This window comes from Blautia massiliensis (ex Durand et al. 2017) (assembly GCF_001487165.1).
GTDB classification, from domain to species: Bacteria; Bacillota; Clostridia; order Lachnospirales; family Lachnospiraceae; genus Blautia_A; species Blautia_A fusiformis.
Genome location: NZ_LN913006.1, coordinates 1,663,622 through 1,684,599, shown reverse-complemented (window position 1 = coordinate 1,684,599; position 20,978 = coordinate 1,663,622). Strand labels below are relative to the sequence as shown.

The window sequence follows — 20,978 nt, the reverse complement described above, 5'->3', positions numbered from 1 at the left end:
ACAAATGAAGAAAAGACATTTTGATGTGGAAACAGATGGATTTTATGGTGCATACTGGAAATGCAAAACAGGATCAGACTGTGCAATGATTGCCATGATCGGGGATGATCCAGAGGATTATCTGGCGCGTACATCCGTGAAATGGCTACATAAACTCGGTGTGAATGTGATGACAATGTCACCTGGAAAAAAAGATTATGGACATCATAATTATCCATTGGAACGTATAGAGAAAGCAATCAATTGGTTAAAAGCACATGGTGATCAGAAGATAGGAATTGTCGGGGCATCTACTACAGGAACACTGGCATTGACTGCCGCTTCTTATTTTGAGGATATTACATTAACGATAGGTCTGACACCGAGTGATTTTATCTGGCAGGGGTTTATGCAGGGCAAAAAAGATGGCTGTAAGGAATGGCCGATTGAAGGAGAATCTCTTTTTTCTTACAAAGGAGAACCCCTTCCGTATATGCCATTTTGCTACAAACATCCGGATTACTGGCATGTGATTGAGAAAGAAACAAAACGGACCGGTGATATGATTAATTCAAGAAAACTGTTTGATGACTCGGAAAAGGCTCACCCAATCACAGAAGACGAGATGATCAAGATTGAAAAAATCCATGGAACGTTATTGCTGATTGGTGCGGAAGATGATGTGTTGTGGGATACTGCAAAATATATCCGCCGTATGAAGCAGCGTATGAAAGAACATTCACACACATGCAGATTGGATTATGTCATTTATGAGCATGGAACCCATTTCGTTTTTCCGGAGAGCATGCTAAAGACAATGCTCCCGGTTGGATCCGGACTCTTTGTGAAACTGGCATTTCAGGCAGCAAGAAAACATCCGAAAGAATGTCGCAGAGCACGTCTGGATATTGACTGGCGGGTAAGAAATGCTGTTGCAAAATGGAAGAGAGTAGATAGATAAAAAATAGACAGAAGGTGGAAGTGTGGTATTTAAAACAACAGGAAATAAATCAAATTCAGTCATTCTGTTTTTCCATGCAATGGGAGTAACTGGGGAAAGCAGTATGCCGGTTGCAGAGAAAATGGCAGAAAAATATTATTGCATTATGCCAACATCGACTGTGTATTGCTCCGGACAGAGGTATCAAAGCAAAAGAGATGAGATACAACAGATTGTACGATTTTTGGGGAACCATGGAATCAAAGAAATAGAACTTATAGTTGCATCTTCGATTGGAGCAGATCTCGCCATGGCATTCCTGACAGAGATAAAAATACCGGTAAAGCATGTTTTTTTGATGGCAGGCAGTTTGCACAGATTGGAAAGGCAACACGCAGAATCATGGTTCCGTTCTTATATATAGCAATGAAAAGTTTATATTGGTCAAAAGGAAAGACACTAAAGAGAATCATGTGGTGTGACGATGATAAAATTAAACCTTATTTTATAGAGGCAGGAAAGAACTTGACGTATGGAAATCTGAGAAGACAGCTGACAGACAGTTTGGAAGATAAGCCATTTTCAGAATTGTCAGAAGAATTGCAGAAACATACATTCTGGGAATTTGGAAGTATAGAAGAACATTTTAAATACAGAAATGCAGTGATGCAGACTTATATATACAGTAACTTTCCGGTTTTTGAGGGATTCAACCATATGCAGTATCAAATTCAAAATCCGGAGGGATTTGCCAGAATGCTCGAAACAATTATTGAGACTGACCGATTACCGGAATTGGCATTTGCGATGTGGTACAGAGGAAAATAGTTATGAAAAATGCTTATGAGCTTGCTGAAAATATATTGAAGTCCAAACCCGATAAGAATATAGAATTAAAATCATCAGATTCTTTTGCCAGTATTGAGTTATATGGTACATCAGCTTGCAAAAAGGTACAGGATACGGAATTCTGTGAATGTTTTCATTTGGAAAATGAGAGCGGTACAGGAATGATTACATTGTATCATGTGTTTCCAGGAATTGATCTGGTTTATAATGATATACATATGGAGTATTGCAACAAGGAGCAAAAGCCGGCTTCCAGTGTGATGGAAATAAACTATTGCATGGAAGGCCGTTGCGAATGCGTGTTTGAACAAAATGAATATGGTTATATAGCGGCAGGAGACTTGTCATTTTGTTCTTTGAAAAAAACTGGGCATGTGTCAGAGTTTCCAACATCGCGTTATCATGGAATTACCATTACGCTTGATTTTTCCATGATTACAGACGAAATGAAAAGGATACTGCAATTATTGTCTGTAAATCTGGAAAAGATTAGTAACATTTCAAAAACACATAGTTTTACTATTATACGGGCAAATCAGTCAATAGAACATATCTTTTTGGAATTGTATAAAATTCCTGAAGAAATCAGATATGGTTATATTCGTGTGAAAATTCTGGAACTATTATTAGTATTAACTGGATTTGATTTAAAGAAAAATAATTCTGAGCATGTTTCTGCATAGCACCAGATACAAATGATACAACCTATCATATTGAATTGCGCTACGGCAGTGATTTGGAGGTACTTGGAAAATATGATGAAGGAGACTATGCATACTGGATTGGCTCAGGTATTTCAACAGACTATGATCAGACAATGGTTGAGAACTGTATAGAACTTTTCTGCAAAGAAAATCTGTCTGAATAGAACAGACTTGTAAAACTGCAGAAAGCATCTGCGGAGTGGAAACTGAATACACGAGAAAAATAAAAAATTGAAACACCAAGACTTGACAAATTCCTGTAATGAGTTAAAATATAACAGTGTTATATAGCACTGCTATATTTTGGGAAGAAGTTTAGAGGATACGAAAAGAATGTCGACGAAAGCAGAAGATACACAGAAAAACATATTAGATACAGCCAGAAAACATTTTCTGAAAGATGGTTTGACAGGAGCATCTTTAAGAAATATTGTAAAAGATGCAGGGCTTACTACTGGCGCATTTTACAAATATTATCCGATGAAAGAGGCACTTTTTGATGCACTGACGGATCCTTATATGGAACATATTTATCAGATTTATGACCAGATCGTTGAGGAGTTTGAAAAGCTTTCTGCCAGTGATCAGACAAGGAATATGTCGGATACATCCAGTGATGGGATGGAACAGATGGTTGATTATATCTATGATCATTATGATAATTTCAGATTATTGTTGAAATGCGGAGACAGTGGAAAATTTGAACTATTCATACACAATATGGTAGAGCGGGAAATGAAGTCCAGCCTGAATTATATGGAAAAGATGAAAGAGAACGGTGTGAAAATACCGATTGTAGAGGAAAGCCTTATGCATATGATCTATACGGGATTTTTTTCATCAGTATTTCAGATCATTGAGCATGATATAGATAGAGAGACTGCAAAGAAAAATGTGCATCAGCTGAAAGAATTCAATACAGGTGGCTGGGAACGATTGTGGAATATTGAGTTTCCGGTATAACTGATGTAAGAATCCGGAATAGAATGTATGTGTTGCATGTTCTGGATTTCTGAACGAGAATCCGACAGGATAATAATATCAGGTGGCTGGTGCCAATAGGCCGCCTGTTTTATTATACATAAGTTAGATAGAACTAACAATAAAACGAAAGTAAGGAGTGAATGGATGTGAAAGAAAAAAAGAAGTCGGCAGTCAACTGGATCCTGACGTGGGCCGGACAAAAAAGAATTGCCTATGTGTGGAGTGTGTTACTTGCAATAGGAAATGTGATTTTTAAGATTTTGCCGTATTTTATTATTGCAGATGTAGTAAAGCTGTTTTTAAATGGTGAAAAGGAGTTTGAAATATATCTTGCAAAAGCGGTTCTGATTGCATTATCGTTTATCATTGCAGAACTGCTTCATTCACTCTCGACAGCATTGTCGCATAAAGCGACGTTTGCAGTACTCGCAAATATAAGAAAATCCTGCTGTGACAAACTGGCACGGGTACCTCTTGGTTATGTAAAGGATACATCCTCCGGCACATTTAAGAATATCATGGTGGAAAGAATCGACAGTATCGAGACAACACTGGCGCATATTGTCCCGGAATTCACGTCAAATCTGCTGGCGCCGGTTGTGATTTTAATTTATTTCTTTCTGACAGACTGGAGACTGGCACTCTGGTCTTTGGTTCCAGTTATCGTTGGACTTTTCTCTTATTTTGGAATGATGCTGGATTATAAGTCAAGTTTTGAAAGAACAGTTCAGACAACAAAAGATCTGAATGATGCGGCAGTGGAATATATTGACGGAATTGAAGTAATCAAGGCATTTGGAAAGACAGAAAGTTCTTATGCCAAATTTACAAAGGCGGCTTTTGAATATGCGGATTCCTTTATTTCCTGGATGAAACGGTGCTCGATTTTTCATGGACTGATGATGGTGGTCACACCTTATACGCTTCTTACGGTATTGCCGTTGGGGGCACATTATGTAGCGAATGGAACACTTGCGGTTCCTGATTTTGTCATCTGTATTATTTTATCACTTGGAATCGTTGGACCGTTGATTACAGTGGGATCTTACACAGATGATCTTGGAAAAATTGGAGTAATCGTCGGTGAAGTGGCGGGAATTCTGGAACAGCCGGAGCTTGAACGTCCGGAGAAAAGTGAAAGAGCTCCCAAAGATAATTCCGTTACGCTTGAAAAAGTCAGATTTGGTTATCACGACAAAGAGATTCTGCATGGAGTAACTATGGAGCTGAAAGCAGGAACGGTAAATGCAATCGTAGGACCTTCCGGAAGCGGCAAGTCGACCATCGCAAAGCTGATTGCGTCCTTGTGGGATGTGGATTCCGGAAGTATTAAAATCGGTGGAGTTGATGTCAAAGAAATGTCGCTTGCAGATTTTAATCGGAAAATTGCATATGTTGCACAGGATAATTATCTGTTCAATGAAACGGTCCGTGAAAATATCCGGCAGGGAAATCCGGAGGCTACAGATGAACAGATCATCGAGGTGACAAAGAAAAGCGGATGCTATGAATTTATCATGCAGCTTGAGAACGGATTTGATACGGTTGTAGGGGGTGCAGGAGGACATCTGTCAGGAGGCGAGAGACAGCGTATCTCCATTGCAAGAGCGATGCTGAAGGATGCTCCGATCGTGATCCTTGATGAGGCAACTGCTTACACGGATCCGGAAAACGAGGCGATTCTGCAGAATTCTATCGCAAAACTGGTAGCAGGGAAGACACTGATCGTAATTGCACACAGGCTATCTACCATTAAGGACAGTGATCAGATTTTTGTTGTAAATGATGGAAATGTAACAGTACATGGCACACATGAGGAACTTCTGGTGTCATGCCCGCTTTATAAGGAAATGTGGAATGCCCATATTTCTGTAAAAGATACGGTGAAGGAGGGAGAATGATATGTTTGGGATTCTGGCAAAATTCTTTCGTTTTTCAGGCAGGGAAAATGGTAATAAATTTAAACTGTCGATAGTGATCGGACTTATAGAGGCTCTCGCTTCAGCAATGAAGATACCGGCTATTATGTACATATTGATTGGTTTGATGAGTGGAAAACCAATAGGAAAATATATTGGTGGTTCAATTGCGATCATGGTGATTGCAATTGTAGTTGATGTCATCTGTAAGAGATACTCCACAGTGCTTCAGACAGAAGGCGGATATAATGCGAGTGCTTTTATGAGAATCAAGATTGCAGAACATCTGCGTTATTTGCCGATGGGATATTTTAATGCCAACAGCATCGGGGAAATTTCTTCTATTACGACGAATACAATGGAAACACTTGGCGATGTAGCTGCGAGAGTGGTTATGCTGACCATGCAGGGAATTCTGGAAACATCCATGATCATTCTTATGCTGTTTCTTTTTGACTGGAGAATCGGACTGATAGCTGCAGCAGGAGTACTTATTTTCTTTGGGGTCAATTCTGTGATGCAGAATGCGGGTAAAAAAGATTCAGAGCAAAAAGTGGTATGCGATACGGAGCTTGTAAACCAGATCATGGAGTATCTGCAGGGAATATCAGAAGTTAAATCATATAACTTGCTTGGGAAACAGGCGAAAAGATTAAATGATGCAAATGAAGCATGTGAAAAGATCAATACAAAGATGGAAATGCTGTTTGTGCCCTATCATTTTCTGCAAAGTGTGATAACCAAAATTACAGGTGCTGTGATCGTAGCATGCAGTGCATATTTTTATATTAATGGAACTATGAGTGCGGTCTATGCGATCGGTATGACAATTTCAGCATTTATGCTTTATGCCAGTCTGGAATGTGCAGGGAATTATTCATCTCTTTTACATGTGGTAAGCGTATGTGTAGATAAAGCAAATGCAATATTGGAGCTGGATACCATGGATATCGACGGTAAAGAAATACAGCCGGAAAATTACGATATCAGACTTTCTAATGTTTCGTTTTCTTATGACAAACGGAAGATCATTGATGATATATCGCTCTCTATTCCGCAGAAAACGACGACAGCAATCGTTGGACCATCTGGTGGAGGAAAATCAACACTTTGCAATCTGATTGCCAGGTTCTGGGATGTGGATTCCGGGGAAGTGACACTTGGAGGTGTGAATGTAAAAGACTACAGCATGAACAGTCTGATGCGTAATTTCTCATTTGTGTTTCAGTCGGTGTATTTGTTTGCAGACACCATTGAGAATAATATTAAATTCGGACGCCAGGATGCAAGTCATGAGGAAGTGGTGGAAGCGGCGAAGAAAGCATGTTGTCATGATTTCATCAGCAAACTTCCGAATGGATATGACACAGTGATCGGAGAAGGAGGAGCCACACTTTCCGGTGGTGAGAAGCAGCGTATTTCCATAGCCAGAGCGATCATGAAGGACGCACCAATCGTTATATTAGATGAGGCAACAGCCAATGTTGATCCGGAGAATGAAAAGGAGCTGATGGATGCAGTAGATGCACTTACAAAGGAAAAAACGATTATTATGATTGCCCACAGATTAAAAACAGTCAGACATGCAGACCAGATTGTGGTTGTTGAAAAAGGAAGAATTGCACAGCAGGGAACACATGAGCAATTAATGAAACAGGAAGGTATTTATAAGAGATTTGTGGATGCAAGGCAGCAGGCGGTAAGTTGGAAACTGGTGCACTGAGAAATAATCCACAGTTGGTGAATATCCAAATTGAATTGTCTGAAAGAGATTTAATTTAAGTTTCGCTAAGTTTCACTTATATAGGCAGAATGAGGGATATTCAATAAAGTAATATGAAAAAAGCACTGAAAACCGTTGGATTGATATACTCCCCATATGGTAGACAATGGAAATATCCAAAAATCTATCATATGAGGAGCATATTTTTATGTCTAGGAAACAGTATAGTAAGGAGTTGAAACTTGAGCTCGTAAAGAAACACCTTCCAACAAAAGAACATAAAGGGCTAAAGATGAAAATTAGTTTTTCATTTTACGGGCGAAATTCTTTGTAAAAAAATTAGCACTCACCTCTTGATAATGGAAGTCGATTTTTGTCCTGTCTTGTGTATCCCGGAAGTGCCTGTTTTACAGGATTTCCGGGGCATTAGTCATTTTGTCTGGTATTGTAAAGCAGTGTCAGATTTGTCGTAAATGTCGTAAATTTGTGGTCAAAAAATGATGAGAAATGGAGAGTGCTAATAAAATGAATGCAGGAAGCGAAGCAACTGCGTTCATGAGCAAGTAGCGAAAGCGGATTGCGAATGTCCTATTTATATAACGTATACAAATGTAAATGGATATCTGATCCCGAATCTCACCTATAAATCCGGTGAGCAGATGGAGCAACTTGGCAAGTATGGTTTTCTTCGCAGAGATTATCTGAAGAACCATCGAAATTCAACGTATCAGGTGATGCTTCTGCAGGATACGATTGGAAAGCATCTTCTGGAAGTGGACAAGGCAGCCAGAGAACGGGAAGAAATGATTCTGAAACAGTTGGAAGAAAAAGAACCACTGCCGGATAAAAAAGCAGATTAAATGGCATGGGTAAGAGCTGCTAATCAACACAAAGCGATTGCGGAAGAGATTATTCTCAAGGAATTGATTTATGTATAAATGTAAGTTCTAAAAGGATACGCAGTGCGTAGCGAATTGGAACTAATAGGCATTGTAAAGTAAATAAGTGCAGAGAAAGGCGTGAGTCATAGAAATATGGCTTGCGTCTTTTTCTTTGCCTGAAAGGAAGTGATAAGTTTGAACAGGAAGTTTTTGAAGCATTATATGGAAACCAATCCAGAAGGGACAGCACAGACCTATATTTTTCTGGTGGACAATCAGGATATTGCGTTGAATATTGTGATATCAGGTTATCAGGCACTTTGTCTGGTGCAGGAAGATGACGGATATTATTTCAGTGTAGATTCCTTTATAGAAGAAATGAGAGCTATTCAGTTTACTGGAAGTTGCTAGTGTGCCTATCATTATGTGGCTTTGAGGAACAGAAACGGTTTGAAGAGCAGAAGCGAGCAAGAGCTGCTCGAAGAAGAAATAAAAGACGTTCGGGACCAGAACTCTAAATTACAGATACAGGTAAATAAATCATCTGTTGAGGCAGTAGACAAAGCACAGAAGAAACAAAAAGAAACAGAGAAAAAGATGGAACAGGCAGAATCCAAAGCCTGTAACGAAAAGAAACGTGCTGAGCTGGAAATTCAAAAAGCCTGAAGTAAAGCAAAAAGAGAAATTGATGATATGCAAGAAAATCAATATTTCTGGATCTGGGGATATATTATGGTCCTATGTCAAGATTTAGTACAAGTTAAAATGAGAAATTTCTCCCCATTTTAACCTGCCAGAAGCTCAGCCTCAGTGTGCGTTCTTTCATACACTCGTTCGAATTCGTTTGGCGACATATAGTTGCAATAACTTCAATTTCCGTGTGGGACTTGGGCGTATCAGCGAATTGGGGTACGGTATGCTGTTTGGAGCAGATGTGAAAAAGCAGTTTTTCCAGAAATGTATATCATCAAGGAGAGCGTCAAGCTGCCGCCACTTTGTATCTTTTCCGGTGGGCGTATCTAAAAGAAACTGGTCTACGGATATATTGTAACGAAGCATAAGTTCAAAAAAGATTTGAAGGCTCGGATGTTGCCCGTTATTCTCGATATTAGCGAGATAACGGGGAGAAAGATAATTTCGTTACCTACCTTATTGCGGGACTCTTTCTGTCCTGTCCTCGCTGTTTTGATTGCTGCCCCATAAGGGCTAAAGTCTATTTTATGTCTTGGTCTTTTTGCCATATTCATTCACCCAGTTACATTTTACTGTTCCCCTCTCTTCTTGGATGTGTCTATATATTTCCTATCATTGACCCCAATATTTCTCATTATGTATTCAGGGAAATTCTATTTTCTTTATTAAATCTTCAAAATTTGTAGCTATCCTTTTAGCATAATCAAAAGAAAGGACAGTACAAAATATGAGTATAATCTTGAAAACAACAAATCTCTGCAAATCGTTCAACGGGCAGACAGCCGTAAATAACATATCGCTGAACATTGAAAGAAATTCCGTCTATGGATTGTTAGGACCAAATGGAGCCGGAAAATCTACAACACTCAAAATGATAACAGGTATTTTGAGACCCACATCTGGGAGTATTGAGTTTGACGGCCACGCATGGAAACGCAGCGACTTAAACCATATTGGAGCGTTAATTGAAATGCCGCCGCTTTATGAAAATTTGACCGCCTATGAAAATCTGAAAGTAAGGACTACTATTTTAGGACTGACAGATAAGCGGATTGACGAAGTGCTGCAAATCGTCCGGCTGACGGAAACAGGCAAGAAAAGAGCCGGACAGTTTTCTCTTGGTATGAAACAGCGTCTTGGAATTGCAGTTGCATTACTAAACAACCCGAAGCTGCTCATACTTGATGAACCAACCAACGGGCTTGACCCGATTGGGATTGAAGAACTTAGAGAGCTTATCCGTTCCTTTCCTGCAAAGGGTATTACCGTTATTTTATCAAGTCATATTCTCTCCGAGGTACAACAGACCGCTGACCACATCGGCATTATTGCGGGCGGTGTCTTAGGCTATGAGGGGAAACTTAATGCAAACGAAAATTTGGAACAGCTTTTTATGGACGTTGTAAAAAGCAATCACAGGGAGGGTTAAGGCATGGACTATCTAAAATCAGAACATTTGAAATTCAAGAGGACAATATCGAACAAACTGATTTTCATTGTTCCGCTAATTACGGCTATTTTTGCATGGATTATGGGTGGATATATGGGGTATCAGTACATGACGCTTTACTGGTGGTATGCGTTCTTGCTTCCGGGAGCAATCGCAATTTTGTGTTCTTTGTCACACGGAAAAGAAGAAAACGCCGGAAAATACTATTCGGTATTTTCTATGCCTGTAAACCTTTCGAGATTTGAATTTGCTAAGTGCATTATCTTAGTCGAAAAACTGCTTGTTTCAGCGATATTTTTAGCATTGCTTATTTCTATCAGTAATATCATTGCTCCGGTAACGGCAGTATATTCTCTTTTACACAGCATTACAGGAAGTATCGGAATTATCCTTGCGTCTGTCTGGCAAATCCCTTTGTGTCTGTACTTAGCACGCAAAACGGGAATGTTTGTGCCGATTGTGTTAAATACAATACTTGGGATTGTCCTATCTACTGCTACCGCATTAGGAAATACAATAGCATGGTGGTTTGTACCGTATTGTTGGGCAGCAAAACTGGCAGAGCCACTTATGGGAATTGAAATGAACGGAACTTATGCGGGGAATTGTGGATTTTCTATAGCCATTATGATTTCCATTTTGTTGTCAATACTCTTGTTTCTTATTTTATCCTATGCCGACGCAAAGGATTTTTCCAAAGGGAGGTAGACAGAAATGGGTTTTATTTATGCGCTTCGTTCTGAACAGGAAAAAACGAAGCATACATCGTTTTGGGCTATTCATTTTTGTGTACCCGTTATGGGGGCATTGTTATTTCTTGCTTACTATTCCCTGTATGCCAGCACCGCAGACAGTAAAAAGCTCAAAATGATATTGGAAATTACTACAACGTTTTTTCCGTTGTTGATAAGCGTTATTGTTGGTCTGAACGTTGCACTGGAAGAAAAGGCTTCACACTTCCAAACGCTGCTTGCTGTACCAAACAGACACAAAAATATGCTTGCAAAATTAACTTATCTTTATGGTTCGGGGGTATTTGCATTGTTCTTTCTGTTCCTGTTATTTGTGATTGGCATACATCTTTTGGGAATGGCTGATACAGTGCAGCTCGGAATGCTCATTGGAGCCGCCGCCGGGATGGCCTTTTGTAATTTTATAATATACATCTTGCACCTGTTCCTTAGCTTCAAATTTGGATTAGGGTTATCCCTGTTTTGGGGCGTGTTTGAAAGTCTGCAATGTATCTTATATAGCAATATTGAGCTGAAAGGTCTAGCCCGGTATATCCCCTTTGCATGGTCTATGAATTGGGTACAGGATATTTTGAGCCGACAAATTTTCAACTATGGAACGGAAAAAATATGGATTGCAGCATTAACGACAGGTGGCTTGTTGCTGACCTTATTGTGGTTTTCTCATTGGGAAGGACGGAAAAATTATGAATAAAAATAGAAAAATGGTTATCGTCTTTCTGTTTGCTTTTGTTTTATGCTTTTCTCTTGCAGGCTGTACTTTACAGGACAGAATCGAAGAATATTCCAGTGGCAAGGAACAATGCTATTTGAATACGGAAAATGTAACACGTTTTTCCTATAAAGGTAACAATTACACCATTTTGGCAGATACCGTATCAAATGGCGGGCTTGGAGAATGGATTGGATATATCCGGCAGCTTGCCGCCATAGACGAGAACGGAAAAATATTGCTGCAAGAAAATGTTGAATCGGCAACTTTTCAATCCTTAGCGGATTTGGCGGAGAAAGCACCAGAAGCCGCTTACATTATTCCTTTTCTCAATGTATATGCGGCTCCTAACGCAGACGATTATCTTATTGTAGATGTAAACGGAGGGTATCATAAAGCTGTTATCAGTGAAAATGTCAAAGATAGCGATACTGTTTTTGATTTTAAGAAAACAGAAGAATCTATAAATGACAGCTTTGAAGTCAATCCAGAAAATGCGACACAGCTTCTTTGGGGCGGGACGGTTTATCAAGTAACGTCTGATATGGTATCAGATGATGAATTAGGCAGCTACATTGATATTCTCGCTGAAAGTGTTACATTCGATACAGAAACGAAAATCCCTTTGTCAAAAGAAGATTTAAGCAAGATTGACTGGTACGGGAAAAATGGCGGACAGGGGCGAGAGTCTTGGTTTTACACAGATGTCTATGAGATTTACGGAACCGATAAAGCGGAAGCGGTTGCGGTCAATGTAAATGATAACTACTATATTGCAAAGCGACAATGACAACTTTCCTGCCCTTGGAGCTTGTGCTATACTAAAAAGGACAACGAAAGGAGGCAACAATATGGCGGCGATCCTTATGATTGATGATGAACGGGCTATTTTAGAGCTTGTCAAAAACGGGCTGCGAAAGGATGGGCATTTCGTGACCGCTTATACCTCTGCCGCGCAGGTACCGCTTGATAAGCTGAACAGATATGACTTGATTATACTGGATATTATGATGCCAGATGTAGACGGCTTTTCCTATTGTGATAAAATTCGTTCCCTTGTAGACTGTCCTATTCTTTTTCTGACAGCAAAGACAATGGAGCATGACATCACATTTGGGCTTGGTCTGGGAGCAGACGACTATCTGACAAAACCATTTCGTATTGCAGAATTGCGGGCGAGAGTAAACGCCCACTTACGGCGTGAACGTAGGGAACGACATACCGCAATTACCTTTGACCGCATAAAAATTGATTTATCTGCAAAAGAATTACGGGTAGATAACACGCCTGTTGCCTTAACGAAAAGCGAATATCTGATTTGTGAATATCTTGCAAGGAATAAAGGACAGGTATTTTCAAAAGAACAGATTTACGAAGCTGTTTTCAGCTTAGAGGGCGACAGTGATAATTCTACGATTTCTACTCATATCAAGAATATCCGGTCAAAATTGAACAAACTGGATATTCAGCCGATAGCGACAGTCTGGGGGATTGGGTATAAATGGGAATGAAAAAAACAACATCACTGAAAGCGTCTTTTTGGAAATTCTTATGTATGCTGTTGATTGGACTAATAGGTGCGGTGGCAATACCATTTAGTCTTATTTTAGCTGGAACCAGTACAGGGCTTATTACCTATGCGGATTATTCAGAACGCTGCACAAAAGATCTTGCTCCTGTTATTGCCGCAACGCCGGATTTGGCAGATGTGCAGCTTCCTATGGGCTGTAAATATTTGGTGCTGGATAAAAACTATCAAGTGACGGAAACGACCTTAGAGGGCGACGATTTGGACCGGGCTATGGAATACGCAATATCCGGGAAGATAAATTCAAACCTCAACAAACAGTATTTGTTTGTGACCCGCAAAAATGAATATGTAGTGCTGCAATATTACATAGGTTCACAGTTTACAAATGAATGGCTTTATGAGCATTTGCCCTCACCGGAAATTCTGCTTTATATTTTTATAGCAATCAACTGTATTGCAGTATGCGTGATATTGACAGCGAAGTTTGCAAAAAATATGCGGACGCAGCTCTCTCCGCTTTTTGAAGCGACAAGGCAGGTAGCAGAACAAAATCTTGATTTTGAAGTGGAACATTCAAAAATCAAAGAATTTGAGGACGTACTTTGTTCTTTTGCAAATATGAAAGATAATCTGAAAATATCTTTAGAGAAGCAATGGAACGCGGAACAGTTACAGAGAGAACAGATTGCAGCACTCGCTCACGATTTGAAAACACCTTTGACCGTCATTCAAGGAAATATTGATTTGATAAATGAAACGGAGCTTGACGACGAACAACGTCTATATGCGGGTTACATTACTGAAAGCTCCGAACAGATAGGCATTTATATTAAAGCGTTAATTGACATTTCCCGGACAATCGCCGGGTATCAGCTTCATTTGGAGAAATTTGATATAGCTGATTACATGGGCCAGATTAAAGCGCAGGCAAGCTCTTTATGCCTTACCAAAGGAATTTGTCTGCAACTGGAAACGGGGGCTAACCTGGGCACACTCAAGGCGGATAAGCTGCTGTTGGAACGGGCAATTATGAATGTGATAAGCAATGCGTTAGACTATTCTCCACCACAGGGGACAATTTATGTAACGGTGCAAAAAACGGACTGCTTTTTACATATATCTATAACGGACGAGGGAGGCGGCTTCACACCGGAGGCCCTACATCATGCACAGGAACAGTTTTTCATGGGCGACAAAAGCCGTACTTCTAATATGCACTTTGGTATGGGACTTTATATCACAAGCAGCATTATCAAGCAACATGGCGGGCAGCTTGTTTTAAGCAATTCTAAAAAGACTGGCGGCGCACAGGTTATTATCAAAATTCCATATTAGAAATTTGGTGAGCGGTACTGCGGTATCGCTCATTATTTTTCAAATCTTTATGAAATCCACAAAATTAACATATAGCATATAAGTAAAGAATAAAAATGCAATCTGCCGGACGACGGCAAAAGAAAAAAAGCCGTCGTGGAGCAGACATATTTTCATGCGCGTATGAAACGGCGACTTTGATTTTCAGAGCCGCCGTTTCTTTGCGTTTACACAAACCTATGACGACTTGCAGGGACACGGTAGCCGATTGGAGGTTGATTTACCGTGTCTGTTTTGGTTATTCATAGTGTACATGAGTTACATCAATTAAAAAAAGCGTAGCTCCCTCTCCGGGTAATTTCGACTATAAATACGAACTGACAATTCAATATACTGGCTTTTTTATTTCCTATGCGTTTACTTGCGTTCTGCGAGCAGACGCATTTTGTCTTTTTTATAACATAAAGAATTTTTTTGATTCTGCAACAAATCACACCCTGCTGTACAGATATGGTGCGGAAAGAGGGATACATACTTTTCACTTCATAGCGGAAAGGGGGTGTGATTGTGAAACCGTCAGACTTCCAAAAGACGATACAGTGTCAGTTCGACTGTAAGCTCAAAAAAGTTGTGAAAGGAATTGTCCGTAATTACCGCAAGGAATTAGCCAGACGACAGGCAAAGGAAGTATCCTTTTGTGAGCTTCCAGAGATTGTTGTTGAAAAATTGATTGTATGGGACGATTACGAAAGTGAATATACAACGTTCGATGTGTGCGGTATAGAAATCCGTGTACTTGATGAAGAACTTGCAGAAGCACTGAAACAGTTGCCGGAGCAGAGCCGGAACATTGTATTGATGTTTTTCTTCTTGGATATGAGTGATTCGGAGATAGGCGAAAAGCTGAACATCAACCGAAGTACATCATACAGGCACAGAAGAAATTCACTTGAAGAAATCAGAAAACAATTAAAGGAGAAAAAACAAGATGAAGAATAAGCAACATACACTTCCATCTTTCTACCTCATATCATCAGCCGTAGACGGTAACGAAAACGCCATAGAGAAGCTGTTGCTGTTCTATGAAGCGTACATATCAAAATGCTGTTTACGCCCATTCTACGATGAATACGGCAACGTATACATTGTGGTTGATATGGAATTAAAGGGACGTATCAGAGAAGCCCTTTTGAAAATGATATGTGAATTTGAAATAGACGAACATTAAGTAATATTTGAGCGGAGCATGATTTAACAAACTCCCCTCTTTCCTGTTCCGCTTTTTCTTATCATTCTGTATCAGTCCATTTGTAAAAATGAATTGATACAGGCTGACAAGAGCCTAACAGTTCTTTGACAAGTGAATAAAGTAGTCAGATACGTTTGTGCTTGCAGTGAGCCGTCAGAGATTGTACGCCGTGACTTTTCAAATCGGGAGATAGCGATTCATGCAATGATCTGGGAGCGACCGTTGGAAAAGTCGTTCTGCCATGACCTGCAACACAGGATAATGATACACCCGTATGACACGGTTCAGCCCACAGGAATGGGAATGGTTGAGATACCAGCGGAGCTTGCCGAAGCCGTCTGACTGCTTATAAAAAGCACATGGTAAAGGAGAGTGATACTTTTACTGGTGTGCAGAAAATGACGATAATACAGGTCGGTAAAAGGAGGACTGACAGATGAACAAAACAAAAGAAAGACCAACTTCACAGCCGATAACGGTAAATATAGATAAATTATCTGCAATGTTATCTTGTGGTCATGCTACTGCAAGAAAGATTGGAGAACAGGCAGGAGCAAAAATTGTGATTGGACGTAGGGTTCTTTATTCGGTAGAAAAAGTCAAAAATTACCTCTCATATCTGGAAGAATAACACCCTTTTTCGTTTATGTTTCTTGTGATATATGGTATAATATTTATAGACATAACCACGTCATGAGAACAAAAAAGGGGGCTATTACAGAAAGGAATGTTTCTCATGGCAAATAGCAGAAAAGACCATAAAGGAAGAAAATTAAGAGAGGGCGAAAGCTGGCGTAAAGATGGTAGATACAGTTACCGTTATACAGATATAAGAAGCGGAAAACGTCTGACAGTATATGCAAAGGATTTACCGGAATTAAGGGAAAAGGAAAAGCAGATTGCAAAAGACTTGGAAGATAACATTTTAACTGATGGAGCAATCAAAAAACTTACTCTTAATAAATTGTTTGAAAGATATATGTCCACTGGGGAGCTGAAAGAATCTACTAGAGCAAATTATCTGAAAACATGGGAGAATCGTGTCAAAGACGAAATTGGAAACATCAAGGTTGTTCAGATTTTACCATCACACATCAAATCGTTTTACTCAAAACTTTCTAAAGCGGGATACGCATATTCTACAATAAAATTTATTAACAATATGATTTATCCGGCACTGGAAATGGCTGTTGATGATGATATTATCCGCAAGAATCCGGCAAAGTTTTCTATCAGTGATTATGGTAGACAGGCAGAAGAACGTATTGCCTTAACAGTTTTACAACAGGAAAAAATGCTGGAATTTGTGAAAAATAATCAAGTATACAACACCTACTATCCAATGCTCAGAATCATGTTAGGAACTGGTGTAAGGTGCGGAGAACTGATTGGATTGACTTGGGAAGATGTAGATGTCAGAACAAAAGCGGTAAGTATTGACCATCAGTTGATTTATAAAGATTTAGGAGATGGCTATAAATTCCATATTTCCACGCCAAAGACGGATTCTGGAATCCGAAATATCCCTATGACATCAGATGTACAAAGAGCATTTGAAGAACAAAAGAAATTAAACTTTATGCTTCAAAAAGGAAAAGATGTTGAGATAGACGGTTATAAAGGATTCATTTTCATGGCAAAGTCCGGCAGACCGCTCATGCCTAGTGCAATAAACAATATCTTATATAATATTGTAGACGCATATAACAAAAAAGAAGTTCAAATTGCAAAGACTGAACATAGAAATGCTGAATTGTTACCAACGGTATCCGCTCACATTATGCGATATACGGCTTGTACCAGAATGGCAGAAAAGAGGATAGACATAAAAGTTCTTCAATATATTATGGGACACGCCCACATAGATGTAACAATGGACGTATATAACCATGTAAGTGAGATGTCCAGAATTGAGAGTGAAATCACAAGGCTGGAAAGCGTAGCAATTAGTTGACACCAAAAATAAAAAAATTGGTGTCAAAATGGTGTCAAATCAAGAAAAAGTGATGATTATAAGGAAGAAAAAGTGTTGCAAACCTCGTAAAATCAAGGTTTGCAAAAAAAATCTCAAAATATTAGCACTCACCTCTTGACAGTGCTAACAAACGGTGTTATAGTTCTCCTAGAACAAGAAAAAAGCACAGCATTTCCAGTATGCGAATATTGGAAATGCTTTTCATAGAATAGGAGGAAAGCCTATGAATATCAGTAAATTTACACAGAAATCCGTACAGGCTGTCCAGGATCTTGAAAAGATTGCTTATGAATATGGCAATCAGGAGATCGAAGAGGAACACCTTCTGTATGCCTTGCTGACACAGGAGGACAGCCTGATCCTCAAGCTGATCGAGAAGATGGAAATCCAGAAGGAATATTTTATTGACACAGTAAAGAAAGCATTGGATGCCAAAGTTAAGGTTTCCGGTGGACAGCTTCACTTTGGCCAGTATCTGAACAAGGCACTGGTCAGTGCAGAGGATGAAGCGAAGGCTATGGGAGATGAGTATGTATCGGTTGAACATCTCTTTCTTTCTATGCTGAAGAATCCAAGCCCGAGCATGAAGAAAATATTCAATGAGTTTGGAATCACCAGAGAGCGTTTTCTTCAGGCATTATCTACAGTCAGAGGAAATCAGAGAGTTGTCAGTGACAACCCGGAGGCAACCTATGATACTCTGAATAAATATGGTGAGGATCTTGTGGAGAAGGCGAAGAATCAGAAGCTTGATCCGGTGATCGGCCGTGATATGGAAATCCGTAATATTATCCGTATCCTTTCCCGTAAGACCAAGAACAACCCGGTTCTCATCGGTGAGCCTGGCGTTGGTAAAACAGCAGCCATTGAGGGACTGGCACAGCGTATTGTGGCAGGAGATGTACCGGAAGGTCTTAAGAATAAGAAGATTTTTGCCCTGGATATGGGTGCGCTGGTTGCAGGTGCCAAGTATCGTGGTGAGTTTGAGGAACGTCTGAAAGCGGTACTTGAGGAAGTGAAGAAGAGCGAAGGACAGATCATTCTGTTTATCGATGAACTTCATCTGATCGTGGGTGCAGGTAAGACAGACGGCGCCATGGACGCAGGAAACATGCTGAAGCCTATGCTTGCCAGAGGTGAGCTGCACTGTATCGGAGCAACAACTCTGGATGAGTACCGACAGTACATTGAGAAGGATGCTGCACTTGCCCGTCGTTTCCAGCCGGTTATGGTAAATGAGCCGACAGTGGAAGATACCATTTCCATTCTCCGTGGCCTGAAGGAAAGATATGAGGTATTCCACGGTGTTAAGATCACAGACAGTGCATTGGTTGCAGCTGCCACACTTTCACACAGATACATTACAGACCGTTTTCTCCCGGATAAGGCAATCGACCTTGTTGATGAGGCCTGTGCGCTGATCAAGACGGAGCTGGATTCCATGCCTACAGAGCTGGATGAGCAGAGACGTAAGATCATGCAGCTGGAGATTGAAGAGTCTGCCCTGAAAAAAGAAACTGACAACTTAAGTAAAGAGCGTCTGGCTGATCTGCAGAAAGAACTTGCAGAGCTGAGAGATACTTTTAATACCCAGAAAGCTCAGTGGGATAATGAGAAGCATTCCGTAGAGAAGCTTCAGAAATTGCGTGAGCAGATCGAGGATATCAATAAACAGATCCAGAAAGCAAAACAGAATTACGATCTGGAGAAAGCAGCAGAGCTGCAGTACGGCGAGCTGCCGAAGCTTCAGCAGCAGCTGGAAGTTGAGGAGAAGCAGGTTAAGGAGAGTGACAGAAGCCTGGTACATGAGGCTGTCACAGATGATGAGATTGCTCGTATCATTTCCAGATGGACCGGTATTCCGGTAACCAAGCTGACAGAAGGTGAGAGAACCAAGCTGCTGGGCCTTGAGGATGAGCTGCACAAACGTGTAGTAGGACAGGATGAGGGTGTTCGTCTTGTAACAGATGCGATCCTTCGTTCCAAAGCCGGAATCAAGGATCCCACAAAGCCGATTGGTTCCTTCCTGTTCCTCGGACCAACCGGTGTTGGTAAAACAGAGCTTGCCAAGACTCTGGCTGCCACACTGTTTGACGATGAGCAGAATATGGTCCGTATCGATATGAGTGAATACATGGAGAAATATTCCGTGTCCCGTCTGATTGGAGCGCCTCCAGGATATGTCGGATATGAGGAAGGCGGACAGCTGACAGAGGCCGTTCGAAGAAAACCGTACAGTGTTGTTCTTTTTGATGAGATCGAGAAGGCTCACCCGGATGTATTCAATGTACTTCTGCAGGTACTGGACGATGGACGTATCACGGATTCACAGGGACGTACGGTTGATTTTAAGAATACGATCCTGATCATGACTTCCAACATTGGTTCTCCGTACCTTCTTGACGGTATCGACGAGAAGGGAGATATCAAACCGGAGGCACAGGAACAGGTTATGAATGATCTTCGTGGTCATTTCCGTCCGGAATTTCTGAACCGTCTGGATGAGATCATCATGTTCAAGCCGCTGACCAAGGATAATGTAGGTAAGATCGTAGATCTTATGGTCAAAGAGCTCAGCGACCGTCTGGCTGACCAGGAGCTTTCTCTGGAGCTTACAGATGCTGCCAAACAGATGGTAGTGGATAACGGTTATGATCCGGTTTACGGCGCACGTCCTCTGAAGCGTTATCTCCAGAATTATGTGGAGACACTGACGGCCAAGAAGATCCTTTCCGGTGATGTGCATGCCGGAGATACCATTGTGCTGGATGTGAAGGATGGAGCGTTTACCGTCAGCACGAAGTAAAAAATAACTCCATAAAGTTATGATAGATTGACAAGGAAAAGAACTGTCGGTTCTGATAGAAATCCATTTCAGGATGAAAATCGGAACCAGGCAGTTCTTTTTTTGGGACAAGGAATGGAATATTTTTATCAGATACTGAAGAAATAAAAAATCCTGAAAAATTTTTTTACTGGCTCTTGACAAAAAATAAAATTGGTAAGATAGTAAATCTGATATTTCAGATCAGACAGCTATACAGCAGCATCTGGGATATTGGATAAATATCAGATAAAAGGATGGAAACAGATTATGATACCAAAGGACCCGGTAATGCTTTTAAGCTATGTGAACACGCAGCTGAGGGATTTTTACAGTTCCCTGAATGCTTTCTGCGAGGACAGAGGACTTGACAGGAAAGAACTGGAGGATAAGCTTGACATGATCGATTATGCTTATGATCCGGCTGTGAATCAGTTTGTATAAGAAAATCAGGAACAGAAAGAAGTACCCGTTTCGAATAAAAAAACGAAGCGGGTAT

At 40.4% G+C, this 20,978-nt stretch carries 21 protein-coding genes and 2 pseudogenes; 22 read left to right on the top strand and 1 reads right to left on the bottom strand.

Features of this window, described 5'->3' with window-relative positions:
* The first annotated feature begins 4 nt into the window (after positions 1–4).
* The 10 genes and pseudogenes from BN3261_RS08755 to BN3261_RS17715 all read left to right on the top strand — a co-directional run bounded on the left by BN3261_RS08755 (position 5) and on the right by BN3261_RS17715 (position 8,645).
* The gene (locus tag BN3261_RS08755) at positions 5–940 is read left to right on the top strand and encodes an acyl-CoA thioester hydrolase/BAAT C-terminal domain-containing protein (RefSeq protein ID WP_059086031.1); all 936 of its coding nucleotides are present in this window, start codon (positions 5–7) and stop codon (positions 938–940) included.
* 22 nt (positions 941–962) lie between these two features.
* Positions 963–1,343 (top strand): hypothetical protein, encoded by a 381-nt coding sequence (locus BN3261_RS17925; RefSeq protein ID WP_235812363.1) that lies wholly within the window; start codon positions 963–965, stop codon positions 1,341–1,343.
* A 101-nt stretch (positions 1,344–1,444) separates the two neighbouring features.
* Positions 1,445–1,747: a hypothetical protein gene (locus BN3261_RS17920; protein WP_235812362.1), complete on the top strand. Its 303-nt coding sequence runs from the start codon at positions 1,445–1,447 to the stop codon at positions 1,745–1,747.
* A gap of 2 nt (positions 1,748–1,749) precedes the next feature.
* Positions 1,750–2,451 carry a hypothetical protein gene (locus tag BN3261_RS08745; RefSeq protein ID WP_059086030.1) on the top strand — a complete coding sequence of 234 codons (702 nt, stop codon included), beginning with the start codon at positions 1,750–1,752 and terminating at the stop codon, positions 2,449–2,451.
* 354 nt (positions 2,452–2,805) lie between these two features.
* Positions 2,806–3,435: a TetR/AcrR family transcriptional regulator gene (locus tag BN3261_RS08740; protein WP_059086029.1), complete on the top strand. Its 630-nt coding sequence runs from the start codon at positions 2,806–2,808 to the stop codon at positions 3,433–3,435.
* Between the two features lie 167 nt (positions 3,436–3,602).
* Entirely contained in the window at positions 3,603–5,357 is a 1,755-nt protein-coding gene (locus BN3261_RS08735; RefSeq protein ID WP_059086909.1) for an ABC transporter ATP-binding protein, read from the top strand.
* 1 nt (position 5,358) lies between these two features.
* Positions 5,359–7,098, top strand: a complete 1,740-nt coding sequence (locus BN3261_RS08730; RefSeq protein ID WP_059086028.1) for an ABC transporter ATP-binding protein — start codon at positions 5,359–5,361, stop codon at positions 7,096–7,098.
* 590 nt (positions 7,099–7,688) lie between these two features.
* Positions 7,689–8,036, top strand: a pseudogene (locus BN3261_RS08725) (TnpV protein).
* Between the two features lie 138 nt (positions 8,037–8,174).
* Entirely contained in the window at positions 8,175–8,390 is a 216-nt protein-coding gene (locus BN3261_RS08720) for a hypothetical protein (RefSeq protein WP_059086027.1), read from the top strand.
* Positions 8,391–8,429: 39 nt separating this feature from the next.
* Positions 8,430–8,645 carry a hypothetical protein gene (locus tag BN3261_RS17715; RefSeq protein WP_059086026.1) on the top strand — a complete coding sequence of 72 codons (216 nt, stop codon included), beginning with the start codon at positions 8,430–8,432 and terminating at the stop codon, positions 8,643–8,645.
* A gap of 300 nt (positions 8,646–8,945) precedes the next feature.
* On the opposite strand, the pseudogene BN3261_RS17260 reads toward BN3261_RS17715, so the two are convergent.
* A pseudogene (locus BN3261_RS17260) lies at positions 8,946–9,220 on the bottom strand (helix-turn-helix domain-containing protein); the annotation flags it as partial.
* 179 nt (positions 9,221–9,399) lie between these two features.
* Here BN3261_RS17260 and BN3261_RS08710 point away from each other — a divergent pair.
* The 12 genes from BN3261_RS08710 to BN3261_RS08655 all read left to right on the top strand — a co-directional run bounded on the left by BN3261_RS08710 (position 9,400) and on the right by BN3261_RS08655 (position 20,923).
* The gene (locus BN3261_RS08710; protein WP_026649306.1) at positions 9,400–10,101 is read left to right on the top strand and encodes a lantibiotic protection ABC transporter ATP-binding protein; all 702 of its coding nucleotides are present in this window, start codon (positions 9,400–9,402) and stop codon (positions 10,099–10,101) included.
* A gap of 3 nt (positions 10,102–10,104) precedes the next feature.
* Positions 10,105–10,830 (top strand): lantibiotic immunity ABC transporter MutE/EpiE family permease subunit, encoded by a 726-nt coding sequence (locus tag BN3261_RS08705; RefSeq protein WP_059086025.1) that lies wholly within the window; start codon positions 10,105–10,107, stop codon positions 10,828–10,830.
* 6 nt (positions 10,831–10,836) lie between these two features.
* Positions 10,837–11,568, top strand: coding sequence for a lantibiotic immunity ABC transporter MutG family permease subunit (locus BN3261_RS08700; protein ID WP_059086024.1), 732 nt, complete (start codon positions 10,837–10,839; stop codon positions 11,566–11,568).
* Positions 11,561–12,376, top strand: coding sequence for a NisI/SpaI family lantibiotic immunity lipoprotein (locus BN3261_RS08695; RefSeq protein ID WP_059086023.1), 816 nt, complete (start codon positions 11,561–11,563; stop codon positions 12,374–12,376). The genes BN3261_RS08700 and BN3261_RS08695 overlap by 8 nt, the downstream gene beginning before the upstream one ends.
* Positions 12,377–12,437: 61 nt before the next feature.
* Complete coding sequence (locus BN3261_RS08690; protein ID WP_059086022.1) at positions 12,438–13,097, top strand: response regulator transcription factor; 660 nt, start codon at positions 12,438–12,440, stop codon at positions 13,095–13,097.
* On the top strand, positions 13,088–14,452 hold the full coding sequence (locus BN3261_RS08685) for a sensor histidine kinase (RefSeq protein WP_059086021.1): 1,365 nt from the start codon (positions 13,088–13,090) through the stop codon (positions 14,450–14,452). Before BN3261_RS08690 ends, BN3261_RS08685 begins: the two co-directional genes overlap by 10 nt.
* Before the next feature lie 546 nt (positions 14,453–14,998).
* Positions 14,999–15,430, top strand: a complete 432-nt coding sequence (locus BN3261_RS08680; RefSeq protein ID WP_059086020.1) for an RNA polymerase sigma factor — start codon at positions 14,999–15,001, stop codon at positions 15,428–15,430.
* Positions 15,420–15,659: a helix-turn-helix domain-containing protein gene (locus BN3261_RS08675; RefSeq protein WP_059086019.1), complete on the top strand. Its 240-nt coding sequence runs from the start codon at positions 15,420–15,422 to the stop codon at positions 15,657–15,659. The genes BN3261_RS08680 and BN3261_RS08675 overlap by 11 nt, the downstream gene beginning before the upstream one ends.
* A 457-nt stretch (positions 15,660–16,116) precedes the next feature.
* Positions 16,117–16,311, top strand: coding sequence for a hypothetical protein (locus BN3261_RS08670; RefSeq protein WP_005423220.1), 195 nt, complete (start codon positions 16,117–16,119; stop codon positions 16,309–16,311).
* A gap of 105 nt (positions 16,312–16,416) precedes the next feature.
* Positions 16,417–17,634, top strand: a complete 1,218-nt coding sequence (locus BN3261_RS08665) for a tyrosine-type recombinase/integrase (RefSeq protein ID WP_059086018.1) — start codon at positions 16,417–16,419, stop codon at positions 17,632–17,634.
* A 244-nt stretch (positions 17,635–17,878) separates the two neighbouring features.
* Positions 17,879–20,461, top strand: coding sequence for an ATP-dependent chaperone ClpB (gene clpB, locus BN3261_RS08660; protein WP_059086017.1), 2,583 nt, complete (start codon positions 17,879–17,881; stop codon positions 20,459–20,461).
* Positions 20,462–20,749: 288 nt separating this feature from the next.
* A complete protein-coding gene (locus BN3261_RS08655; RefSeq protein ID WP_110925881.1) occupies positions 20,750–20,923 on the top strand; it encodes a DUF4250 domain-containing protein in 174 nt (57 codons plus the stop codon).
* Positions 20,924–20,978 lie beyond the last annotated feature (55 nt).

What these genes read in the sequence shown, in the direction of transcription:
- BN3261_RS08755 (WP_059086031.1), top strand. Translation starts at nt 5, where the DNA reads ATGAAGAAAAGACATTTTGATGTGGAAACAGATGGATTTTATGGTGCA.
- BN3261_RS08745 (WP_059086030.1), top strand. Translation starts at nt 1,750, where the DNA reads ATGAAAAATGCTTATGAGCTTGCTGAAAATATATTGAAGTCCAAACCC.
- BN3261_RS08740 (WP_059086029.1), top strand. Translation starts at nt 2,806, where the DNA reads ATGTCGACGAAAGCAGAAGATACACAGAAAAACATATTAGATACAGCC.
- BN3261_RS08730 (WP_059086028.1), top strand. Translation starts at nt 5,359, where the DNA reads ATGTTTGGGATTCTGGCAAAATTCTTTCGTTTTTCAGGCAGGGAAAAT.
- BN3261_RS08710 (WP_026649306.1), top strand. Translation starts at nt 9,400, where the DNA reads ATGAGTATAATCTTGAAAACAACAAATCTCTGCAAATCGTTCAACGGG.
- BN3261_RS08705 (WP_059086025.1), top strand. Translation starts at nt 10,105, where the DNA reads ATGGACTATCTAAAATCAGAACATTTGAAATTCAAGAGGACAATATCG.
- BN3261_RS08700 (WP_059086024.1), top strand. Translation starts at nt 10,837, where the DNA reads ATGGGTTTTATTTATGCGCTTCGTTCTGAACAGGAAAAAACGAAGCAT.
- BN3261_RS08695 (WP_059086023.1), top strand. Translation starts at nt 11,561, where the DNA reads ATGAATAAAAATAGAAAAATGGTTATCGTCTTTCTGTTTGCTTTTGTT.
- BN3261_RS08690 (WP_059086022.1), top strand. Translation starts at nt 12,438, where the DNA reads ATGGCGGCGATCCTTATGATTGATGATGAACGGGCTATTTTAGAGCTT.
- BN3261_RS08685 (WP_059086021.1), top strand. Translation starts at nt 13,088, where the DNA reads ATGGGAATGAAAAAAACAACATCACTGAAAGCGTCTTTTTGGAAATTC.
- BN3261_RS08675 (WP_059086019.1), top strand. Translation starts at nt 15,420, where the DNA reads ATGAAGAATAAGCAACATACACTTCCATCTTTCTACCTCATATCATCA.
- BN3261_RS08670 (WP_005423220.1), top strand. Translation starts at nt 16,117, where the DNA reads ATGAACAAAACAAAAGAAAGACCAACTTCACAGCCGATAACGGTAAAT.
- BN3261_RS08665 (WP_059086018.1), top strand. Translation starts at nt 16,417, where the DNA reads ATGGCAAATAGCAGAAAAGACCATAAAGGAAGAAAATTAAGAGAGGGC.
- clpB (WP_059086017.1), top strand. Translation starts at nt 17,879, where the DNA reads ATGAATATCAGTAAATTTACACAGAAATCCGTACAGGCTGTCCAGGAT.
- BN3261_RS08655 (WP_110925881.1), top strand. Translation starts at nt 20,750, where the DNA reads ATGATACCAAAGGACCCGGTAATGCTTTTAAGCTATGTGAACACGCAG.